The following is an 18,260-nucleotide window of genomic DNA, read 5'->3' on the forward strand; positions in this document are numbered from 1 at the left end:
CCCTTTTCTCTCTTGTTACGGCAGAGCGCGCAAAATCGCCATACCCTCTGCCAGATCGCCGATTTTCCGATAATAATTCACATCCGGCTCCAGATCCCGGAAGCCCGGCTGTGGGACATAGACAGTCCGAAGTCCGGCCGCCCGAGCTGCCTTTACGCCGCTGAGCGAATCCTCAAAGGCGATAACCTCGGAAGGCTTTAAGCCCCCTCGCTTCATGGCCAGTCGATACAGATCCGGCGCCGGTTTTCCCGCCTGTACTTCATTTCCAAAAGCTGTACAGTCCAGCATCTCATAGATTCCGTGAAAACGCAGCATTTTCTCCGCCCGCTCCCGAATGGTACCGCTGGCCACACCTACGGTCATGCCTTTTTCTTTTGCCAGGGTCACGATTTCCTTTGCGTAAGGCATCAGGGGCATACGGCCATCCTCCAGCGCCCCGGCCAGATATCCGTCGCGGATCGCGCGCACCTCCGGTATAAGACGCGCTTCTCCGGTCACGCTCTCAATCGCACGATCCAGATCCTTTCCGCCGATGCCGTTCCAACTGTCCAGTGTCTCATCCGAAATGGGAATCCCCATCTTATGAAAGGCCATCTTCCAGCACTGGGCATAAAGACGCTCGGAATCAATCAGACAACCGTCCATGTCAAAGATAACGCCCTTGAAACGGCGTTTTCTCTTATTTTTCTCCTGCATTTCCTTTTGTTGCTCTCGATAAGTCTCGTAGAGATCCGGCCGCCGCTCTTTCGTCCGCAGAATAGACAGCTCCTGCCGCCATCCTTCAATATTTGTGTGATTTCCGGACAACAGCACCGGCGGTACCTCTTTATCGTGCCACACCTCCGGGCGGCTGTACTGGGGATATTCCAGCAGACCATCCTGGAAGCTTTCAAACTCCGCGGACACTTCATTATTCAGCACCCCCGGAACCAGCCGGGAAATGGCGTCGATCATGACCATAGCCGGAAATTCCCCGCCGGTCAGCACATAATCGCCAATGGATACATAGTCTGTCACAATCTCTTCCAGCACACGCTCATCAACGCCCTCATAATGGCCGCAGAGGAAAATCACATTCTCTTCCTTCGCCAACTCCTCCGCCATGCCCTGATGGAAGGTGGTTCCCTGGGGCGTTACATAGATGGTCCGGGCTTTTTTCCCGATTTTCTCCGTCACCGAAGCCCAGGCCCGGTACACCGGCTCAGCCTGCATGACCATACCCGCGCCGCCGCCGTAGGGGTAATCGTCCACTTTATTGTGCTTATTGTCTGCAAAGTCACGAATATTGACGGCATTCAGACCAATCGTTCCATTTTCGATGGCCCGGCCTGTAATGCTGGTCTTTAAACCATTTTCAATCATTTCCGGAAACAAAGTCAGTACATGATATCGGTTCATCAAAGCAGGCCCTCCGGGATACGCACGATCATTTTTGCAGCTTCCACGTCCACATCCAGAATGCAGGACGGAATCGCCGGAAGCAGGATCTCTTTTCCTTCGTCCGTCTCTACCACATATACGTCGTTGGCGCCGGTCTGCAGCACATCCGTCAGGGTGCCGAGACGCTTCTCCTCTTCATCGTAGACGTCCATGTCAATCAGATCCACGATGAAATTTTCATTTTCCGCAAGCGGCACCGCCTGCTCTCTATCGATTAAGAGATCTTTTCCTCTGTATTTTTCGATTTCGTTAATGTCCTGAAATTCCTGAAATTTCAGAATAACCTGATTTTTGAAAAACTTTATACCGGTGACCTTCAGAGGCATATAGTCTTTTCCTGTGTCCAGATATACCTTTTTCAGCTTCCGGAAACGCTCCGGATCATCCGTGGTCGGGAATACCTTTACCTCGCCCTTCAGACCATGTGTGGATGAAATGACGCCTACACGCAGATACTGTTCCATTGTGTTTCCTCCCTTTTTGTCATTAATAATAGAATCCTGCAAGGCAGGATTCTCCGCCTTTTATACAATAGTTCCTATTGTATAAAAGAACAGCGGGTGTCTCCACCCGCCGTCTGTGCGGAATTCTACTGAAGAATCTCCACAACTACTTTTTTCTCTTCCTTAGATGACGCTGCCTTGACAACGCTGCGAATGGCCTTGGCGATACGACCCTGTTTGCCGATTACCTTGCCCATATCAGAAGGCGCTACGCGGAGCTCGACCAGAATGGTTTTCTCATTCTCTGTCTCCGTAACGACAACCTCATCCGGATGCTCCACCAGTGATTTTGCAATCACTTCTACTAATTCTTTCATTCGATACCTCGATTATTTCTCTACGCCTGCTGCCTTCAGGATCTTGCCTACCATCTCAGTCGGCTGAGCGCCGTTTGCAAGCCACTTCTTAGCTGCCTCAACGTCTACCTTGAAAGTACTCGGATCTGTGCTCGGATCGTAGGTACCGATCTCCTCGATAAAACGACCGTCTCTCGGGGATCTGGAATCTGCTACGATGATTCTATAGAAAGGAGCTTTCTTCTGACCCATTCTTCTTAATCTAATCTTTACTGCCATTTGTTTCACCTCCGCATTTTCTGCTGTTAATATAGTATTTTTATTTATTTAAAAAGGAAAACGCATACGTCCCTTTTTACCACGTTTGCCGCCCATTCCCATCATGCCGGGCATCTGCTTCATCATCTTACGCATCTGCTCGAACTGCTTCACCAGGCGGTTGACCTCGGCGATATCCACACCTGCGCCTTTGGCAATGCGGTGCTTTCTCGACGGGTTCAGAATCTCGGGATTGGACCGCTCCTTCGGCGTCATGGAAAGAATGATCGCCTCGGTGCGCGCCATCTTCTTCTCGTCGATGGCGTTTTCAATGTCCTTCATCTGGCTTCCCAGACCCGGCATCATGGCCAGCACGCTGGAAAGACCTCCCATTTTCTTCATCTGGTTCATACTCTCCAGATAATCGTCAAAGCCAAACTGTGCTTTCTTCAGCTTCTGCGTCATGGCCTTGGCTTTTTCCTCGTCCACGGACTCCTGCGCCTTCTCAATCAGAGTCAGCACATCGCCCATACCGAGGATACGGGACGCCATACGGTCCGGATAAAACTGCTCCAGATCCGAAAGCTTCTCGCCCATACCTATATATAAAATCGGCTTTCCGGTCACTGCCTTGACAGACAGCGCGGCTCCGCCTCGGGTATCTCCGTCTAACTTGGTCAGGATGACGCCGTCGATGCCAATCTTGTCATTGAACACAGTGGCCACATTGACTGCGTCCTGTCCTGTCATGGCGTCTACGGTCAGAAGCGCCTGATCCACATGCAGATTTTCTTTGATCTCCTGCAGCTCCTCCATCATGTCTTCGTCCACATGCAGACGGCCTGCAGTATCGAGGATGACCACATTGAAGTTATTCTTCTTCGCGTACTCATAAGCGCCCTTCGCGATATTCACCGGCTTCTGATTCTCGCCCATGGTAAATACCTCGACACCCTGCTTCTCGCCGTTGACCTGCAGCTGCTTGATCGCTGCCGGGCGGTAAACGTCGCAGGCTACCAGCAATACCTTACGGCCCTTGCTCTTCAGCTTTCCTGCCAGCTTGGCCGCCGTGGTGGTCTTACCTGCTCCCTGAAGACCCATCATCATGAGGACGGTCACATCACTGGGGTTCTTCAGCTTCAGCTCCGTGGTCTCGCTGCCCATCAGGGAAATCAGTTCCTCATGGACAATCTTTACCACCTGCTGTCCCGGCGTCAGACTGTTCATCACATCCGCGCCGATGGCGCGTTCCTCTGCGGACTTGATAAACTGCTTGACTACCTTAAAGCTTACGTCGGCTTCCAGAAGAGCCATCTTGACTTCCTTTAAGGATGCTTTCACATCCGCCTCGGAAAGACGTCCCTTACCCCGCAGGTTCTTAAATACATTCTGTAATTTATCAGATAAACTTTCAAATGCCATCTATAAATTCTCCAATATCCCGTTTAACTGCCGCACAAGCGCTTCCTTGTCCGGCTCTTCGGTCTCCCTTAAGGACTTTTCCATCTCTTCGATCTGCTCTTTGATGGTCACAAACTTCTCAACCAGGTGAAGTTTCGACTCGTATTCCTGCAGAATCTTGTTGCACCGCTTAATCAGATCATGCACGCCCTGGCGGCTGATACCCTTTTCCTCCGCCACCTCGCTGAAGGAATAATCGTTCAGCACCACGTCCTCGTAAATCTGCTTCTGATGATCCGTCAGCAGTTCTCCGTAAAAATCATACAGCAGCGTCTGCTCCAGAATTTTATCCATACTTCTCACCTGCCTGACTTATCATACACAATCCGGGCAGTGATGTCAAGTATTTTTTCTTGACAAAATTATTTTTCGGATATTCTGCCCTTTAACCCAGAATTCCCAGGTGCTCCAGCAGGATCTTCAGGCCGATACAGATGAGAATCACGCCGCCCGCGAATTCCGCTCTGGATTTGTACTTCATACCAAAGATATTGCCGATGCGAATACCGATGGCGGAAATCACGAAAGTTGTTACACCGATAAATGTTACGGAAGGAATCAGCGCCACGTTTAAAAAAGCCAGGGTGATCCCCACGGCCAGGGCGTCGATGCTGGTGGCTACCGCCAGCATCAGCATGGTTTTGAACGCAAACGGATTCTCTTTCTTCGGACAGACCTCCCCGTCCTCTTCTTTTCCCAGAGCCTCCCGAATCATATTGACGCCGATGATGAGAAGCAGCACAAAGGCAATCCAGTGATCGACGCAGGTGATGTAATCCTTAAACTGGCTGCCCAGCAGATATCCAAGAAGCGGCATCAGCGCCTGAAAGCCGCCAAACCAGACGCCTGCGATACAGCATTCTTCTACACCCGCCTTCTGTACCGCCAGGCCCTTACAGACCGATACGGCAAAAGCGTCCATGGACAGGCCTACCGCAAGAACGAAAAGTTCTACCAATCCCATAATGAAGTTCTCCTTTTTCTTTTTACTCCGGCGCACAAGCCCCTATATAAAACAAGAGACCTACCCGCAGAATTTTTTCTGCGGATAAGTCTCGTTATTTCATACAAAACCAGGCTTTATGGCCAATGTGTTGATTTTGTCACGCCAGCCGGCGCTAACTACTCCCTTATGCACTGGTCGCCATTTTACTATATTTTTTCAACAAATGCAAGGGGAAATTCCTCATTTGCCAGATTTTTTACAGGTTGATCTTCACTAACCGCGGCCGGAAGCCTGCCTCGTCCAGCTTCTTGACGATGCGGTTCTTGTGCTCAGTACCGAAGGCCTCGATGGTGATACGCAGCTCCACGCCCTCGTTCCGGTTGGTACCGATAAACTGATTGTGATCAAGCTTGACGATATTGCCGTTCTCGTCGGCGATGACCTGGGAGATCTTGACCATCTCTCCGGGCTTGTCCGGAAGCATGGTGGATACGGTGAAGATGCGGTCTCTCTGGATCAGGCCGAACTGTACCATGGAGGACATGGTGATGATGTCCATATTTCCGCCGCTTAAGATAGAGACAATCTTCTTACCTTTCACGTTCAGGTGGTTCAGAGCCGCTACGGTCAAAAGACCGGAGTTTTCTACCACCATCTTGTGGTTCTCCACGATATCCAGGAACGCGCCGATGAGCTCGTCGTCGGTGACGGTGATGATGTCGTCCAGATTCTTCTGAATATACGGGAAAATCTTGGTTCCCGGAGTCTTCACTGCGGTACCGTCGGCGATGGTGCTGACCGTCGGCAGGGTGGTCACCTTCTTATTCTTCAGAGAAACCTGCATACAGTTGGCGCCTGCGGGCTCCACGCCGATAACCTTGATATTCGGATTCAAAAGCTTTGCCAGAGTAGACACGCCGGTGGAAAGTCCGCCGCCTCCGATGGGCACCAGAATGTAGTCCACCAGCGGCAGCTCCTTTACAATCTCCATGGCAATAGTTCCCTGGCCGGTGGCTACCGCCAGATCATCGAAGGGATGGATAAAGGTATAGCCGTGCTCCTCCGCCAGCTTATACGCATACTCACACGCCTCATCATACACGTCGCCGTGAAGCACGACCTCAGCGCCATAGCTCTTGGTACGCTCCACCTTCATCAGCGGCGTGGTGGTCGGCATCACAATGACCGCTTTTACGCCGTAGGCCTTGGCCGCGTAAGCCACGCCCTGGGCGTGATTTCCGGCGGATGCGGTAATCAATCCCTTGGAGCGCTCTTCGTCGCTTAAGGTACTGATCTTGTAGTAAGCACCGCGAATCTTGTACGCGCCGGTTACCTGCATATTTTCCGGCTTCAGATATACCTTATTGCCGGTGCGCTCGCTGAAATACGGACTGTATAACAGCTTGGTCTCGATCGCTACTTTTTTAACCACCTCTGAGGCTTCTTCGAATTTCTCCAGTGTAAGCATGTTTTTCTCCTCTTATATTGTATTTTTACAAATTTTGTCAGTCATCATTTTCCTGATGGAACAGGGCGTTCACAAATTCGTCCGCGTCAAACTTCTGCAGATCCTCGATGCTCTCACCCACGCCGATGTACTTCACCGGGATACCAAGTTCGGACTGGATTGCCACCGCGATACCGCCCTTGGCTGTTCCGTCCAGCTTCGTGAGAATGATGCCTGTGATGTCGCAGACCTCTTTGAACTGACGGGCCTGCTCCAGAGCGTTCTGTCCGGTGGTGCCATCCAGGACGACCAGGGTCTCACGGAATGCGTCCGGGTACTCCCGGTCGATAATCCGGTTGATTTTCCGAAGCTCCTCCATCAGATTCTTCTTATTGTGAAGACGTCCCGCCGTATCGCAGAGTAATACGTCCGCATGCCGCGCCTTGGCCGCGCAGACTGCGTCATAAACTACGGAAGCCGGATCTGCGCCCTCGCTGCCGCCGATAATCTCCACGCCGGCCCGGTTCGCCCACTCGGTCAGCTGCTCGCCTGCTGCCGCGCGGAAGGTATCTGCCGCCGCCAGAATCACCTTTTTGCCCTGATCCTTCAGCTTGCCTGCAAGCTTTCCTACCGATGTGGTCTTACCCACGCCGTTGACGCCGATGACCAGCACCACGGACTTCTCCTGCTCGAAGCGGTATGCCACGTCGCCCACCTGCATCTGCTCCTTGATGCTGTTGATCAGAAGCTGCTTGCATTCGGATGGCTCCTTGATGTGCTGCTCCTTCACCTTCTGCTTCAGATCCTCCAGGATAGCGTTGGTGGCATTAATGCCGATGTCGCCCATGATCAGGATCTCCTCGATCTCCTCATAGAAATCGTCGTCAATCGCGGAATATCCGCTGAAAATACTGTCAATACCGGCCGCGATGTTTGCTCTGGTCTTGGCAAGACCGGAGACCAGACGGCTGAAAAAGCCTTTTTTTTCCTCAGACATTTCATTTCCCCCTGAATTTAACTATTCATCTAATTCCTCTTCAATCAGATTTACGGAAACCAGCGTGGAGACGCCCTTCTCCTGCATGGTAATACCATACAGACGATCTGCGGACTCCATGGTTCCCTTCCTATGTGTAATAATAATAAACTGTGTATTCTTTGTCAACTTATGAAGATATTTTGCAAAGCGGTTTACGTTGGAATCATCCAGAGCTGCCTCAATCTCATCCAGCAGACAGAAGGGCGAGGGTTTCAGGTTCTGAATGGCGAACAGGAGTGAAATGGCCGTCAGGGCCTTTTCTCCGCCGGAAAGCTGCATCATGTTCTGCAGCTTTTTGCCGGGCGGCTGGGCGATAATCCGCACGCCTGCCTCCAGCATGTCCGCATCCGGATCCAGCTCCAGGGTTCCCTTTCCGCCACCGAACAATTCTTTGAAAGCCTTGTCAAACTCTACCCGAATCCGGGCAAACTGTTCTTCGAACTGGCGGCGCATGCCTGTATCCAGTTCCGAAATAATGCCCATCAGGGTCTCCTCGGCCTTTACCAGGTCGTTCCGCTGGGTGTTCATAAATTCATACCGCTCTGAGATATTTTTATAATCCTCAATGGCATTCACATTGACATCGCCCAGCTTCCGTATCTCATCCTTCAGCACACTGGTCTGCCTCTTCAGTGCCGCCAAATCCATATCCTCTTCCTGTTTCATGGGAAGGGCTGTGTTGTAGGTCAGCTCGTACTCCTCCCACATGTAATCGGTCAGGGAATCCACCGTTTCTTCCAGCTTTTCCCGCTGACTGTTCAGGCGGAAAATCTCTTTATCCAGCCGGGTCTGCTTATCGGACAGCTCCTCACGCTTCGTAAAGAAATCCTTCTGGCCGGTCAGCAGTGCTTCCCGCTTGCCGCCAAGCTCTGCGGTCTCACCGTTTAAGCGCTCGCTCCTGGCGATCATGTCCTCTATCTGCTTCCGCAAAGCGCCGATGCCTTCCTCTTTGGCTTCGATGTCGGCATTGCCCTTCTGCATACCCTCGTGAATCTCCTGCTCTTCCGTATGAAGTCTCACAAGCTCCCGCTCAATACGGGCCGCGTTTTCATCCACAAAGCCCGCCTTCTGGGTCAGGGCCGCCAGCTTCAGGTGCGCCTTTTCGTTGTCGCCGATGCTCTCAGCCTCGCTCTGCTTCAGCTCAGCCAATCTTGCCTGCGCCGTCTCGATTCTGGCCTCGTTCTGCTTCTCCTGCTCCTCAGACTCCCGTATTTCCCGGAAAATAGCTTCGCGGCTGTCGTGAATGTCCGCAAACTGCTTCTCGATTTCCGAAAGTTCCTTTCGAAGTCCGGAATAGCCCTCAATAATCTCATCCAGTCTTGCTTTCGCCTGATCGGAATTCATCTTCGCCGTATTCTGCTGCAGATACAGCCGCTGTAGCTCTGTACTTAAGGACTCTGCCTCCGCGCGCCGCTCCCGGCGCTGCTCCCGCAAAGTTTCAATCTGAAGACGGGCTTCCCGGATATCAGCCTCCAGCTTCTGTACATTCTCTTCCAGCTCCGTCAGTTCCCGCTTTCGGCCAAGCAAATTGCTGGAATTGCGGAAGGCTCCGCCGGTCATGGAGCCGCCGGGGCTTAAGGACTCGCCCTCCAACGTGACGATAAAGATAGAATGCTTGTATTTCCGGGCAATACGGATGGCGTCGTCAATGTGCTCTGCCACCAGTACCCGGCCCAGCAGATGCTGTACTACCCGATCATACTTTTTGTCCGCCCGTATCAGAGTACTGGCAAGGCCGATGGCGCCCTTTTCCTTCAGGGCCTCCGGCTTCGCGAAGCCGCCCCGTCCACCCACGCTGGTCAGGGGCAGGAAGGTGGCCCGGCCAAACCGGTTCTTTTTCAGATATTCAATCAGCTCCTTGGCAGTATCCTCATTTTCCGTGACAATATTCTGGATGCTGCCGCCCAGAGCTGTCTCGATGGCGGTCTCATACCGCTGATCCACTTTGATGAGGTCCGCTACCACGCCCTCGATGCCCGGCACGTTCTTTTTCTGCTCCATGACCTTGCGGATGCTGTTGCCGTAGCCATCGTAGCGCTCGGCCATGTTCCGCAGGGATTCCAGGCGGGAGGATTCCCGGTGAAAAGCGCTCTGGCCAATCTCCAGCTCCTCGTTCTTTTTTCCCAACTCCCGGCGCAGGCCTTCGGCTTCCTCCTCCTTCTCCCGCTGAGCTTCCGACAGTGTAATAATTCTTCCGGAAATTTCTTCCAGTTTCTTCAGATGTCCTTCGTACTGTACCCGCTGCTCTTCCTCACTGCTTTTCGCCAGCAGCAGCTTCTGATTCAGCTCCGTTCTCCGAATCTGGGCCTGCTCCTGCATGGCGTCGTAGCGCTGCAGGCGGCCCTTGGTGGAGGCCCGCTCATTTAACAAACTGATGATGGTGTTCTTGCTGATCTCAGCGGCTGTATTTTCCGCCTCGATCTGCTCCCGCAGCTCCTGTAAGCGCGCGTCGGCCTCGCCGGAAACGGAGGCAGCTGCCTCCAGCTGCTTTGCAAGCTCCGCCTGCTCTGCCGCCAGTTTTTCTCTGGCCTCCTGCCGCTCCTTCACATCCGCCGCGATATTTTTCAGACGTCCTTCCAGCTGCTCGCCGCCCTGTCGGACGGAGTTGATCTGCTCCTTCAGGACTTCAATCTGGCCTTCCAGCTGCTGACGGCCCAGACCCGCCCTGGACGCCGCTTCCTTCGTCTCATCCAGACGTCGGTTCAGCTCCTCTAACTCTTCTTCGATGCGGGCGTGTTCCTTTTTGATATTCTCATACCGTCCGGTAGTCTCTTTTAACTCCCGATCCGTATCGCTGATTTTCTGCTCCAGCTCCGTCAGCGCCCCCTGGACACGCTCCGTCTCCAAAAGGAACATATTCACATCGCAGAGCTTTAATGCTTCTTTTTTCTTCAGATATTCTCTGGCTGCCGCTGACTGCTTTTCCAGCGGTCCCAGCTGCTTTTCCAGCTCCGCCAGAATGTCGTTAATGCGGACGATGTTCTGCTTCTCGTCCTCCAGCTTCTTCTGGGCCGTGTTCTTCCTGCGTTTGAATTTCACGATTCCGGTGGCCTCGTCGAAAAGCTCCCTGGACTCCTCCGGCTTACTGCTTAGAATCCGGTCAATCTGGCCCTGTCCGATGATGGAATAGCCCTCTTTACCGATACCGGTATCGTAAAACAGCTCGTTGATATCCTTGAGCCGACAGGCTGCGCCATTGATCAGGTACTCGCTCTCGCCGGAACGGTAGAGACGTCTTGACACCGTCACCTCTTCATAATCTATGGACAGCTGATGATCGGAATTATCCAGCGTAATCGCCACATAGGCATAGCTTAAGGGCCGCCGGTTTTCGGTTCCCGCGAAGATGACGTCCTGCATACTGCCGCCTCGCAGCTGCTTCACCCGCTGCTCGCCCAGAACCCAGCGCACCGCGTCCGCCACATTGCTCTTGCCGCTGCCGTTGGGTCCTACAATGCCGGTGATCCCGTTGTGAAAATCGAATACAATCTTATTTGCAAAGGACTTAAAGCCCTGTACCTCTATACTTTTTAAATACATTCCTTACCCCGTTATCCGCGGACTTTTCTGGCCAGAAGTGCCCGGTACGCCGCTTCCTGCTCCGCCGCCTTCTTAGTCCGGCCGCTGCCGCTTCCAAGCACCTTCTCGCCCAATACCACATTTACCGTGAACCGCTTATTGTGATCCGGTCCCTCTTCCTTCACCAGTTCATAGTGAATCGGTTCCTCGGTTTCACTCTGAATCTGCTCCTGAAGGATAGTCTTGCTATCATAAAAGAGTTTTTTATGCTCAATGTCATTTAAAATAAAATGATGTACGAATTCTTTTGCATTAGCAAAACCACCGTCCAGATAAATCGCGCCAAGCAATGCCTCCATGGCATCTGAGGTAATGGAATCCCTGTCACGTCCGCCGGTCAGCTCCTCGCCTTTTCCCAGCCTCAGCCATTCGCCTAACCCCAGGTCTCTCGCGCACAGCGCCAGGGTCTGCTCACAGACGATGCTCGCGCGGGTACGGGTGGCCTCACCCTCCGGCATGGTCGGATAATTCTGATACAGGAACTCACTGGTGGCAAGCTCCAGTACCGCATCTCCTAAGAACTCCAGGCGCTCGTTATTCTGCAGGCGGTCCCAGTGGCGCTCGTTGGCATAGGAGCTGTGGCACAGGGCGTGCTCCAAAAGCCTCCGGTCGTGAAAATGGTAACCCAGTTTGTTTTCTAATTCTTCTAGCTTCATTTGTTCTCCTCACAAACAATAACGTAAAAATGTCTCAGAAAAGCCGCAGCCTTTCTGAGACAAGTTTCATATTCTTCTTAGTCCTTCTTCAGATTGCGAATGGCTTCCACCGCGTCGCCGACGGACACGATTTTCTCAGCTTCCTCCTGGGCGATCTCGATGTCGAATTCTTCTTCGATTCCCATGATAATCTGAAATACGTCCAGAGAATCTGCTCCCAAATCGTCTACAAATGTGGTGTCCATGGTGATCTCATCCTCATCCACATTCAGAACATCCGCAATAATTCCTTTCAGTTTTTCAAATTCCATTGTTTCATCCTTCCTCTCTTACGATATTCTCTTTAATCTTATCATTAATCCGCTGCTCTTTAAATGTTACGCACTGGATAATGGAGTTCTTTACTTCTTTTGCTTTGGAGCTTCCGTGGGTCTTCACCACCAGGCCCTTAAGACCCAGAAGCGGCGCTCCGCCGTATTCGGTAGCATCAAAGGACTTCAGCGTCTCCTTCAGCGCCGGCTTCACCAGCAGCGCGCCGATTTTGCTTCGGAGAGTGCTCATCATACCGGCCTTGATCTTGCTGACCAGCACAGCTCCCACACCCTCATAAAGCTTCAGGATGACATTTCCCACAAAGGCCTCACAAACGATAACGTCCGCCTGTCCGTGGGGAATCTCTCTCGCCTCAATATTGCCCACGAAATTAATACCCTCACACTCCTTCAGAAGCGGATAAGTCTCTTTCACCAAGGCGTTGCCCTTCTCCTCCTCGGCTCCGATATTCACGATAGCCACCCGGGGATTCTTCACGCCCATGACGTGCTCCATGTAGATGGAACCCATTTTCGCGAACTGTACCAGATGAGACGGTCTGGCATCCACGTTGGCTCCGCAGTCAATCAGCAGAGACACGCCTTTTTCCGTCGGAATTAACGGCGCCAGGGGCGGTCTCTCCACGCCCTTGATGCGTCCCACCAGAAGCTGGCCTCCTGCCAGTACGGCTCCCGAGCTGCCTGCCGATACGAAGGCGTCCGCCTTCTCCTCTTTTACCAGCTTCAGTCCGACTACAATGGAAGAGTCCTTCTTCGTCCGGATAGCTGCCACCGGCGGCTCCGCCGTCTCGATCACCTCTGTCGCGTTCACGACCTCTACCTGCTGCTCTCTGTATGAATATCCCTTTAGCTTCTCCCGAATCAGTTCTTCTTTGCCCACGAGCAGAACCTGAATGTCCTCCCGCAGCGCTACGGCTTCCATGGCGCCCTTGATAATCTCGTCCGGCGCATTGTCGCCGCCCATTGCGTCCACCGCAACTCTGATCATATCCTGCATAAATCCTTCCTCCTGATCTCCTGATCCTATGTATGCAGATCCTTTATCATAATACTAAATATCAAATGAGAAATCAACAGTTTCTTTTGGGTTTGATTTTTTCGCTGATCCATGTATAATTACAATAAATACAACAATTTTGACAACATATTTTACACAATATAAGAATTTCAGAGGAATCTTTATGCAGAAAAAAGCTTTAGGAAATACAGACATCAAAGTCAGCGTCGCGGGCTTCGGGGTGCTTCCCATGGGTCCAAGCCAGCTGGCTCTGCCGGTGGAGCAGGGTGCAGCGGTGATCCGCTACGCGCTGAAAAGAGGATTTAATTTTCTGGATACGGCGCAGTACTACCGAACCTATCCGTATATCAAAAAGGCACTGGAACATGAGGGCTTTGACGATGTGGTCATTTCCTCCAAATCCCTCTGTACCGATTATGACGGGATGATGGAAGCGGTACTGGAGGCCCGGGAGGAGCTGGGGCGCGACGTCATCGATATTTTTCTCATGCATGAGCTACGTTCGGGACAGCTTGAGGAGCGGGCCGGGGCTTGGGACGCGTTACAGGACGCCCGGGCAAAGGGGCTGGTGCGGGCCATCGGACTCTCTACCCATCACATTGATGTCACGGAGGCCGCTGCTTCCATGCCGGAGCTGGATGTGGTCTTTCCGCTGATCAATTACGCTGGACTGGGGATTCGAAAAGGGGATGCCTTCGGTTCGAAAGAGGAAATGCTCGCGGCCATCCGCCGCTGCCACCGGGCTGGCAAGGGCGTCTTTTCCATGAAAGCCTTCGGCGGCGGAAGTCTCACGTCCCATTATCAGGAAGCGCTTGACTATGTATTCTCCAAAGAGGAAATCGATTCGGTCATGATCGGCTTTGGAAAAAACGCGGAGGTGGACGATCTCATCGCCTATCTCGACGGCTCCATGCCAAAGACCTACAACCCGGATGTCTCCAAAAAGAGGGTCTACATCAACCAGGAGGACTGCGAGGGCTGCGGCTCCTGCAAGGCCGCCTGTCCCGCCGGGGCCATCTTTTACAACGACAACGGCCTGGCTGAGGTCAACCATGACAAATGCCTGACCTGCGGGTACTGCAGCCCGGTGTGTCCGGTGCGGGCTGTGATTATGTATTAAAAAAGAATGTGCCAATGGCACATTCTCGCGCCGAGGCGCGGTTGCTTCAGCAACCATCTACCACTGCGCCGAGTGCGCATCTTTGCAAGCTCTGCTTGCTTTTATGGAATAGGGAATTCTATCGGAATTTCCTATTCCATAAAAAAAATACCACCTGTCAAATGACAAGTGGTATTTTTTATGGACCTGAGGGGAATCGAACCCCTGTCCGAAAGCCTGTTCCCTGTTCTTCTACTATCGTAGTCAGTTCTTTGACATTCCCTCCGTCCGCCGGGAACTAACACCCTGCGGGCTTCAGTAGCTTCATGATACGCCCATGCGCGCAAAGCTTAACGCATGTCGTTTCCCACATAGTCGATGCCGGATTCTTAAAGTGCGGGTGCTCTAAGGCCGACAGCTGCCATTAGGCAGCGTATGCTAAATTATCTTCAGCGTTTATTTTTAATTTTGCGATTTGACGCATCGCCTGCGGATAGCTTCACCAGCTGCGAGACCCCCGTCGAAACCAGTACAAGCCCTGGTTGGGACTGCCTGAAACGCTGTGAACGGCAGCCGTTTTGCCCTCTTCGGGTAATCTGTTCTCCCAGTATAGACCGAAACCCCTGAAAAATCAAGCCCTTTTCTTAAATTTAAACTCTTATTCCACCAGAATCGCGTTCGGATAGATCCGGTCCATCCGTTCATCCGGAAAATGCGTATCCAGCCACCCGTCCGCGAAGGTCTCGATGCCCTCGCCGGTCTGCCGCACCGTATAGCGGTTCAGGGCCAGACCCGACAGGCAGACATCATAAATCATAAATACCAGTAGAATCCAGGTCATCCAGGTTCCGAATTTCTTCGGAATCTTCTCGATCCAGCCGGAAAACAGCGGATACAGTACCTTCATCCAGACCACCGCTGCGATGCCCCAGAAGAAGCAGTACAAGAGGTTAATTCTGCCGCCCAGATTGAACGGAATCTTACTGTAATCCCAGAACACTGTGCCGAATACCAGCTCCGTAAAGACGCTGCAGATATACTCATAAGCGCCGCCCAGAACCGTGCCGAAGCAGAAAATATAGCTGTCGCTCCGATCCTTATACCGGTACAGCACCGCCGTCAGAAGGGCACAGCCCAGTCCCCAGACGATACTGAAGGGTCCGTACACCACGCTGCTGCGGCTCATGAGCTTGCCAGCCGTCACATAGCAGAAAATGGTTTCGGTGATATCGCCCAGGAACGCGCCCAGCAAAAACAGGCACACCAGCTTATAAAAGCAGCAGCCCACCGCAAAGACGCCTGCCTTCGCCCGCGCCGCGTCCGCTTCCTTTTCCTGCTCCCGTCTGGCTCTAAGAAGCTCTTCAGCCGCCAGCCTCGGATAGGCCCGCTCCATACGGCGCAGCACAAAGGCTGTCAGCTTTCCGCCCATCTCATCAGAGGTTTTCTGCAGATTCTCCGCCACGCCATACAGCAGAGACGCCTTTTTCACGCTGGATCTCACCTTCAGGATTCCCACCAGTGTGCCGACAAAATCCATAATGAAAATGATACCAAGCACAAGTAGAATGATTTTTCCGACCCCATGGGGTAAAAGCTTCAGCACATCCCGTAAAAACGGATTCACAAAACGGATGCAGAGTACTCCAAGCAGACCCCACACCACCGACCAGGGCAGGCTCACATAGCCGCCGAACTGGAAGCGTTTCCGGGAGAAATCCCACCATTTCCGATGGAAAATCCGCTCCAGCAGGAAGCCGGTCGTATAGGTCACAATAAAAGAAAGAATCACGCCGCCCACAAACAGGAAAAACAGGCTGTCACGAAGCTCTGTCAGGAAAATGGCAAATAACAGTCCGCCCACGCCGTAAGCAGGACACCAGGGACCATAGAGAAAGCCCACATCCACAAATTTTCTCTGCCGCGCCGCCGCGCCGGCCGTGCCAGTCACCCAGCCCGCAAAGCTGTATGTAAAAAAGAGCCACAAAAGCTCGTATCCCGTCATGTCCATACCATTTTCCTCCTCTGTCCGTCCCTGCACAGGTCTCTTGTATGGGGCTTATTATAACGGTTTTCCGTGCTCCACACAAGCCTCTTTTACAAAAGAAGCGAAGCGCCTGGCCGCAAAAGGCATGGTTTCCCAGTTTCGCCACAAAAGCGCCACCGGCCGCTCCAGCCGTTCCCGGATTGGGCGCAGCTCCAGCCCATCCTCGAAGCCCTCCAGCACCAGCCGATACAGAATCGACACGCCCAGACCCTGACGGATCATGGCCAGAATCGAATAGTCATCGTATACCTTGTATTCGATCCGCGGCTCGATCTGAAGCTTCGCGAATGCCCGCTCCGGCACACTGTATTCGCCCTCATCCAACAGGATAAAGGGTTCTCTGCCAAGCTCCGCAAGCGAAACATCTTTCTGCCCGGCCAGCGGATGTTCCTCTGGCAGTACCGCCACCATCTCGTCCCGGTACAGGACGCTGACCTCCATGTCCGGCACCGCCTCGGCATTCACGAAGCCAAAGTCAATGCTTCCATCCCGCACCCAGCCTGCAATATTCGTGTACTCCCCCTGCTGCAGCACAAAGCGCGTACCCGGGTACTTTTTTTTAAACTCCCTCATAAGCTCCGGCAGCAGATTTCGGCTGACACTGGTAAAGGTTCCGATTTGGATAACACTGTTTTCCAGCCCCCGCATTTCCCGTTCCTTCCGCTCAAGCGCCTCCTCCGCCTGGTAAATCTGCTGAAAATAAGGCAGATAAGCCGCGCCGTCCACCGTCAGCAGCGTTCCGTCCTTTCGCCGGTTAATGAGCGTTGTCCCCGTCTCCTGCTCCAGCGCCTTGATCGTCTGGCTCACCGCGCTCTGGGAATAACCCAAAAGCTCCGCCGTCTTCGTAAAGCTCCCCGTTTCTATGATTTTACAGAAAATTCCGTATCGCGATATCATATGGTTCTCTCCATCAGTTTAACTTATGTTTTTATTATAATCATTCATTTTACTTATGTAAAGAGAACTGATAAAATAAAGCAAGCTACAAAAGGGAGGAATTATCTTATGAAAGAAAGTAAAGCCCAGGGATTCCGGCTCGGCATGCGGGACGGCATTCCCATCGGCCTCGGCTATCTGGCTGTGGCATTTTCGCTTGGCATCACCGCGCGGAACGCAGGTCTCAATGCCTTTCAGGGATTTCTGATTAGCATTTTAAATAACGCGTCCGCTGGTGAATACGCCGGCATCACGGTCATCGCTGCCAATGCCGCTTACGCGGAAATCGCCATTGTGACTCTGATTACCAACGCCCGCTATCTTCTGATGAGCTGCGCCATGAGCCAGCGGCTGGAGCCCGGACTTTCTCTGGGACACCGCCTTTTGATGGGCTTTGATATCACAGACGAGCTTTTTGGCATCGCCATTGCACGCCCCGGATATCTGAATCCCTATTATACCTACGGTGCCATGCTCATGGCAATGCCCGGCTGGTCCATCGGCACATCCCTTGGCATCATTGCAGGCAACATTTTACCGGAGCGCGTGGTCAGCGCCTTAAGCGTGGCCCTCTTCGGCATGTTCCTGGCTGTGATCATCCCGCCTGCCCGGAAAAATAAGGTGGTGGCTGTTCTGGTGGCCCTGTCCTTCGCCGCAAGCTTCGCCTGCTCGGTTCTGCCGTGGATCAGCACCCTGTCGGACGGTACCCGCACCATTATCCTGACGGTCGTGATTTCCGCCGGAGCCGCGCTTTTGTTCCCGGTTCCCAAAGAAAACACTGCTGAAAAAACTGCTGAGAAAGGAGTTTCCCACTCATGACCCATAATATTTACATCTACATCCTGATTATGGCCGCCGTATCCTACACAATCCGCGTGCTGCCGCTGACCCTGATTCGAAAGCCGCTGGAAAATCAGTTTCTCCAGTCCTTTCTCTACTATGTGCCTTACGTAACTCTGGCCGTCATGACCTTTCCGGCCATCATCCGCGCCACCCAGTCTCCCATCGCCGGAGCGCTGGCCCTCGTCATCGGCATTGCCGCCGCCTGGATGGGCGCGGGACTGCTGCCCGTAGCAGTCATCTGCTGCGCCGTAGTATTTGTGACGGAGTTCTTTTTGTAAGCTTACTTCTACGTAACCTTTCTTATTTCGCGTAGCCGAAAGGGCTGAGGCAGTTTTAAACCGCCTCAGCCCTTTTATCTCATAC

At 52.8% G+C, this 18,260-nt stretch carries 18 protein-coding genes, 1 other RNA gene and 1 pseudogene; 3 read left to right on the forward strand and 17 right to left on the reverse strand.

Annotation, left to right across the window (positions count from 1 at the left end; translation table 11 throughout):
• Nucleotides 1-15: 15 nt before the first annotated feature.
• The 14 genes and pseudogenes from WMO29_RS06000 to plsX form a co-directional block, all read right to left on the reverse strand.
• Nucleotides 16-696, reverse strand: a complete 681-nt coding sequence (locus WMO29_RS06000; protein WP_349164301.1) for an HAD family hydrolase — start codon at nt 694-696, stop codon at nt 16-18.
• A pseudogene (gene trmD / locus WMO29_RS06005) lies at nt 676-1,398 on the reverse strand (tRNA (guanosine(37)-N1)-methyltransferase TrmD); the annotation flags it as partial. The pseudogene trmD and the gene WMO29_RS06000, both read right to left, overlap by 21 nt.
• A complete protein-coding gene (rimM, locus tag WMO29_RS06010; RefSeq protein WP_178038692.1) occupies nt 1,398-1,904 on the reverse strand; it encodes a ribosome maturation factor RimM in 507 nt (168 codons plus the stop codon). The gene rimM and the pseudogene trmD, both read right to left, overlap by 1 nt.
• Before the next feature lie 125 nt (nt 1,905-2,029).
• A complete protein-coding gene (locus WMO29_RS06015) occupies nt 2,030-2,260 on the reverse strand; it encodes a KH domain-containing protein (protein ID WP_158362258.1) in 231 nt (76 codons plus the stop codon).
• Between the two features lie 12 nt (nt 2,261-2,272).
• A complete protein-coding gene (gene rpsP / locus WMO29_RS06020; RefSeq protein ID WP_158362256.1) occupies nt 2,273-2,518 on the reverse strand; it encodes a 30S ribosomal protein S16 in 246 nt (81 codons plus the stop codon).
• Between the two features lie 48 nt (nt 2,519-2,566).
• The gene (gene ffh, locus WMO29_RS06025) at nt 2,567-3,919 is read right to left on the reverse strand and encodes a signal recognition particle protein (RefSeq protein WP_349164179.1); all 1,353 of its coding nucleotides are present in this window, start codon (nt 3,917-3,919) and stop codon (nt 2,567-2,569) included.
• Entirely contained in the window at nt 3,920-4,252 is a 333-nt protein-coding gene (ylxM, locus tag WMO29_RS06030; RefSeq protein WP_158362252.1) for a YlxM family DNA-binding protein, read from the reverse strand.
• A 91-nt stretch (nt 4,253-4,343) separates the two neighbouring features.
• Nucleotides 4,344-4,922, reverse strand: coding sequence for a manganese efflux pump MntP (locus tag WMO29_RS06035; RefSeq protein WP_349164180.1), 579 nt, complete (start codon nt 4,920-4,922; stop codon nt 4,344-4,346).
• A 238-nt stretch (nt 4,923-5,160) separates the two neighbouring features.
• Complete coding sequence (ilvA, locus tag WMO29_RS06040) at nt 5,161-6,372, reverse strand: threonine ammonia-lyase (protein ID WP_178038689.1); 1,212 nt, start codon at nt 6,370-6,372, stop codon at nt 5,161-5,163.
• A 37-nt stretch (nt 6,373-6,409) separates the two neighbouring features.
• A complete protein-coding gene (ftsY, locus tag WMO29_RS06045) occupies nt 6,410-7,348 on the reverse strand; it encodes a signal recognition particle-docking protein FtsY (RefSeq protein WP_178038688.1) in 939 nt (312 codons plus the stop codon).
• A gap of 21 nt (nt 7,349-7,369) precedes the next feature.
• Nucleotides 7,370-10,930: a chromosome segregation protein SMC gene (gene smc, locus WMO29_RS06050; RefSeq protein WP_349164181.1), complete on the reverse strand. Its 3,561-nt coding sequence runs from the start codon at nt 10,928-10,930 to the stop codon at nt 7,370-7,372.
• An 11-nt stretch (nt 10,931-10,941) separates the two neighbouring features.
• Nucleotides 10,942-11,625: a ribonuclease III gene (gene rnc / locus WMO29_RS06055; protein ID WP_178038686.1), complete on the reverse strand. Its 684-nt coding sequence runs from the start codon at nt 11,623-11,625 to the stop codon at nt 10,942-10,944.
• 77 nt (nt 11,626-11,702) lie between these two features.
• Nucleotides 11,703-11,936, reverse strand: coding sequence for an acyl carrier protein (gene acpP, locus WMO29_RS06060; protein WP_178038685.1), 234 nt, complete (start codon nt 11,934-11,936; stop codon nt 11,703-11,705).
• A 4-nt stretch (nt 11,937-11,940) separates the two neighbouring features.
• Nucleotides 11,941-12,945, reverse strand: coding sequence for a phosphate acyltransferase PlsX (gene plsX, locus WMO29_RS06065; RefSeq protein ID WP_435391116.1), 1,005 nt, complete (start codon nt 12,943-12,945; stop codon nt 11,941-11,943).
• Nucleotides 12,946-13,138: 193 nt separating this feature from the next.
• Between plsX and WMO29_RS06070 the strand changes: the two genes are divergently transcribed.
• Nucleotides 13,139-14,095: an aldo/keto reductase gene (locus WMO29_RS06070; RefSeq protein ID WP_349164183.1), complete on the forward strand. Its 957-nt coding sequence runs from the start codon at nt 13,139-13,141 to the stop codon at nt 14,093-14,095.
• A 178-nt stretch (nt 14,096-14,273) separates the two neighbouring features.
• Here WMO29_RS06070 and ssrA read toward each other — a convergent pair.
• From ssrA to WMO29_RS06085, 3 genes are all read right to left on the reverse strand, one after another.
• Nucleotides 14,274-14,613, reverse strand: a transfer-messenger RNA (tmRNA) gene (gene ssrA / locus WMO29_RS06075).
• Nucleotides 14,614-14,732: 119 nt separating this feature from the next.
• Entirely contained in the window at nt 14,733-16,082 is a 1,350-nt protein-coding gene (locus tag WMO29_RS06080) for a putative ABC transporter permease (RefSeq protein WP_349164184.1), read from the reverse strand.
• A 51-nt stretch (nt 16,083-16,133) separates the two neighbouring features.
• On the reverse strand, nt 16,134-17,015 hold the full coding sequence (locus WMO29_RS06085; RefSeq protein ID WP_349164185.1) for a LysR family transcriptional regulator: 882 nt from the start codon (nt 17,013-17,015) through the stop codon (nt 16,134-16,136).
• A gap of 108 nt (nt 17,016-17,123) precedes the next feature.
• On the opposite strand from WMO29_RS06085, the gene WMO29_RS06090 reads away from it, so the two are divergent.
• Both WMO29_RS06090 and WMO29_RS06095 read left to right on the forward strand, forming a co-directional pair.
• Nucleotides 17,124-17,873 carry an AzlC family ABC transporter permease gene (locus tag WMO29_RS06090; protein WP_349164186.1) on the forward strand — a complete coding sequence of 250 codons (750 nt, stop codon included), beginning with the start codon at nt 17,124-17,126 and terminating at the stop codon, nt 17,871-17,873.
• Complete coding sequence (locus tag WMO29_RS06095) at nt 17,870-18,175, forward strand: AzlD domain-containing protein (protein WP_349164187.1); 306 nt, start codon at nt 17,870-17,872, stop codon at nt 18,173-18,175. Before WMO29_RS06090 ends, WMO29_RS06095 begins: the two co-directional genes overlap by 4 nt.
• The last annotated feature ends 85 nt before the right edge of the window (nt 18,176-18,260 follow it).

It is taken from the genome of Laedolimicola intestinihominis (assembly GCF_040096155.1).
GTDB lineage: Bacteria > Bacillota > Clostridia > Lachnospirales > Lachnospiraceae > Laedolimicola > Laedolimicola intestinihominis.

Coding starts and splice junctions, on each gene's coding strand:
- WMO29_RS06000 (WP_349164301.1), bottom strand. CDS start 696: ATGCAGGAGAAAAATAAGAGAAAACGCCGTTTCAAGGGCGTTATCTTT.
- rimM (WP_178038692.1), bottom strand. CDS start 1,904: ATGGAACAGTATCTGCGTGTAGGCGTCATTTCATCCACACATGGTCTG.
- WMO29_RS06015 (WP_158362258.1), bottom strand. CDS start 2,260: ATGAAAGAATTAGTAGAAGTGATTGCAAAATCACTGGTGGAGCATCCG.
- rpsP (WP_158362256.1), bottom strand. CDS start 2,518: ATGGCAGTAAAGATTAGATTAAGAAGAATGGGTCAGAAGAAAGCTCCT.
- ffh (WP_349164179.1), bottom strand. CDS start 3,919: ATGGCATTTGAAAGTTTATCTGATAAATTACAGAATGTATTTAAGAAC.
- ylxM (WP_158362252.1), bottom strand. CDS start 4,252: ATGGATAAAATTCTGGAGCAGACGCTGCTGTATGATTTTTACGGAGAA.
- WMO29_RS06035 (WP_349164180.1), bottom strand. CDS start 4,922: ATGGGATTGGTAGAACTTTTCGTTCTTGCGGTAGGCCTGTCCATGGAC.
- ilvA (WP_178038689.1), bottom strand. CDS start 6,372: ATGCTTACACTGGAGAAATTCGAAGAAGCCTCAGAGGTGGTTAAAAAA.
- ftsY (WP_178038688.1), bottom strand. CDS start 7,348: ATGTCTGAGGAAAAAAAAGGCTTTTTCAGCCGTCTGGTCTCCGGTCTT.
- smc (WP_349164181.1), bottom strand. CDS start 10,930: ATGTATTTAAAAAGTATAGAGGTACAGGGCTTTAAGTCCTTTGCAAAT.
- rnc (WP_178038686.1), bottom strand. CDS start 11,625: ATGAAGCTAGAAGAATTAGAAAACAAACTGGGTTACCATTTTCACGAC.
- acpP (WP_178038685.1), bottom strand. CDS start 11,936: ATGGAATTTGAAAAACTGAAAGGAATTATTGCGGATGTTCTGAATGTG.
- plsX (WP_435391116.1), bottom strand. CDS start 12,945: ATGATCAGAGTTGCGGTGGACGCAATGGGCGGCGACAATGCGCCGGAC.
- WMO29_RS06070 (WP_349164183.1), top strand. CDS start 13,139: ATGCAGAAAAAAGCTTTAGGAAATACAGACATCAAAGTCAGCGTCGCG.
- WMO29_RS06080 (WP_349164184.1), bottom strand. CDS start 16,082: ATGGACATGACGGGATACGAGCTTTTGTGGCTCTTTTTTACATACAGC.
- WMO29_RS06085 (WP_349164185.1), bottom strand. CDS start 17,015: ATGATATCGCGATACGGAATTTTCTGTAAAATCATAGAAACGGGGAGC.
- WMO29_RS06090 (WP_349164186.1), top strand. CDS start 17,124: ATGAAAGAAAGTAAAGCCCAGGGATTCCGGCTCGGCATGCGGGACGGC.
- WMO29_RS06095 (WP_349164187.1), top strand. CDS start 17,870: ATGACCCATAATATTTACATCTACATCCTGATTATGGCCGCCGTATCC.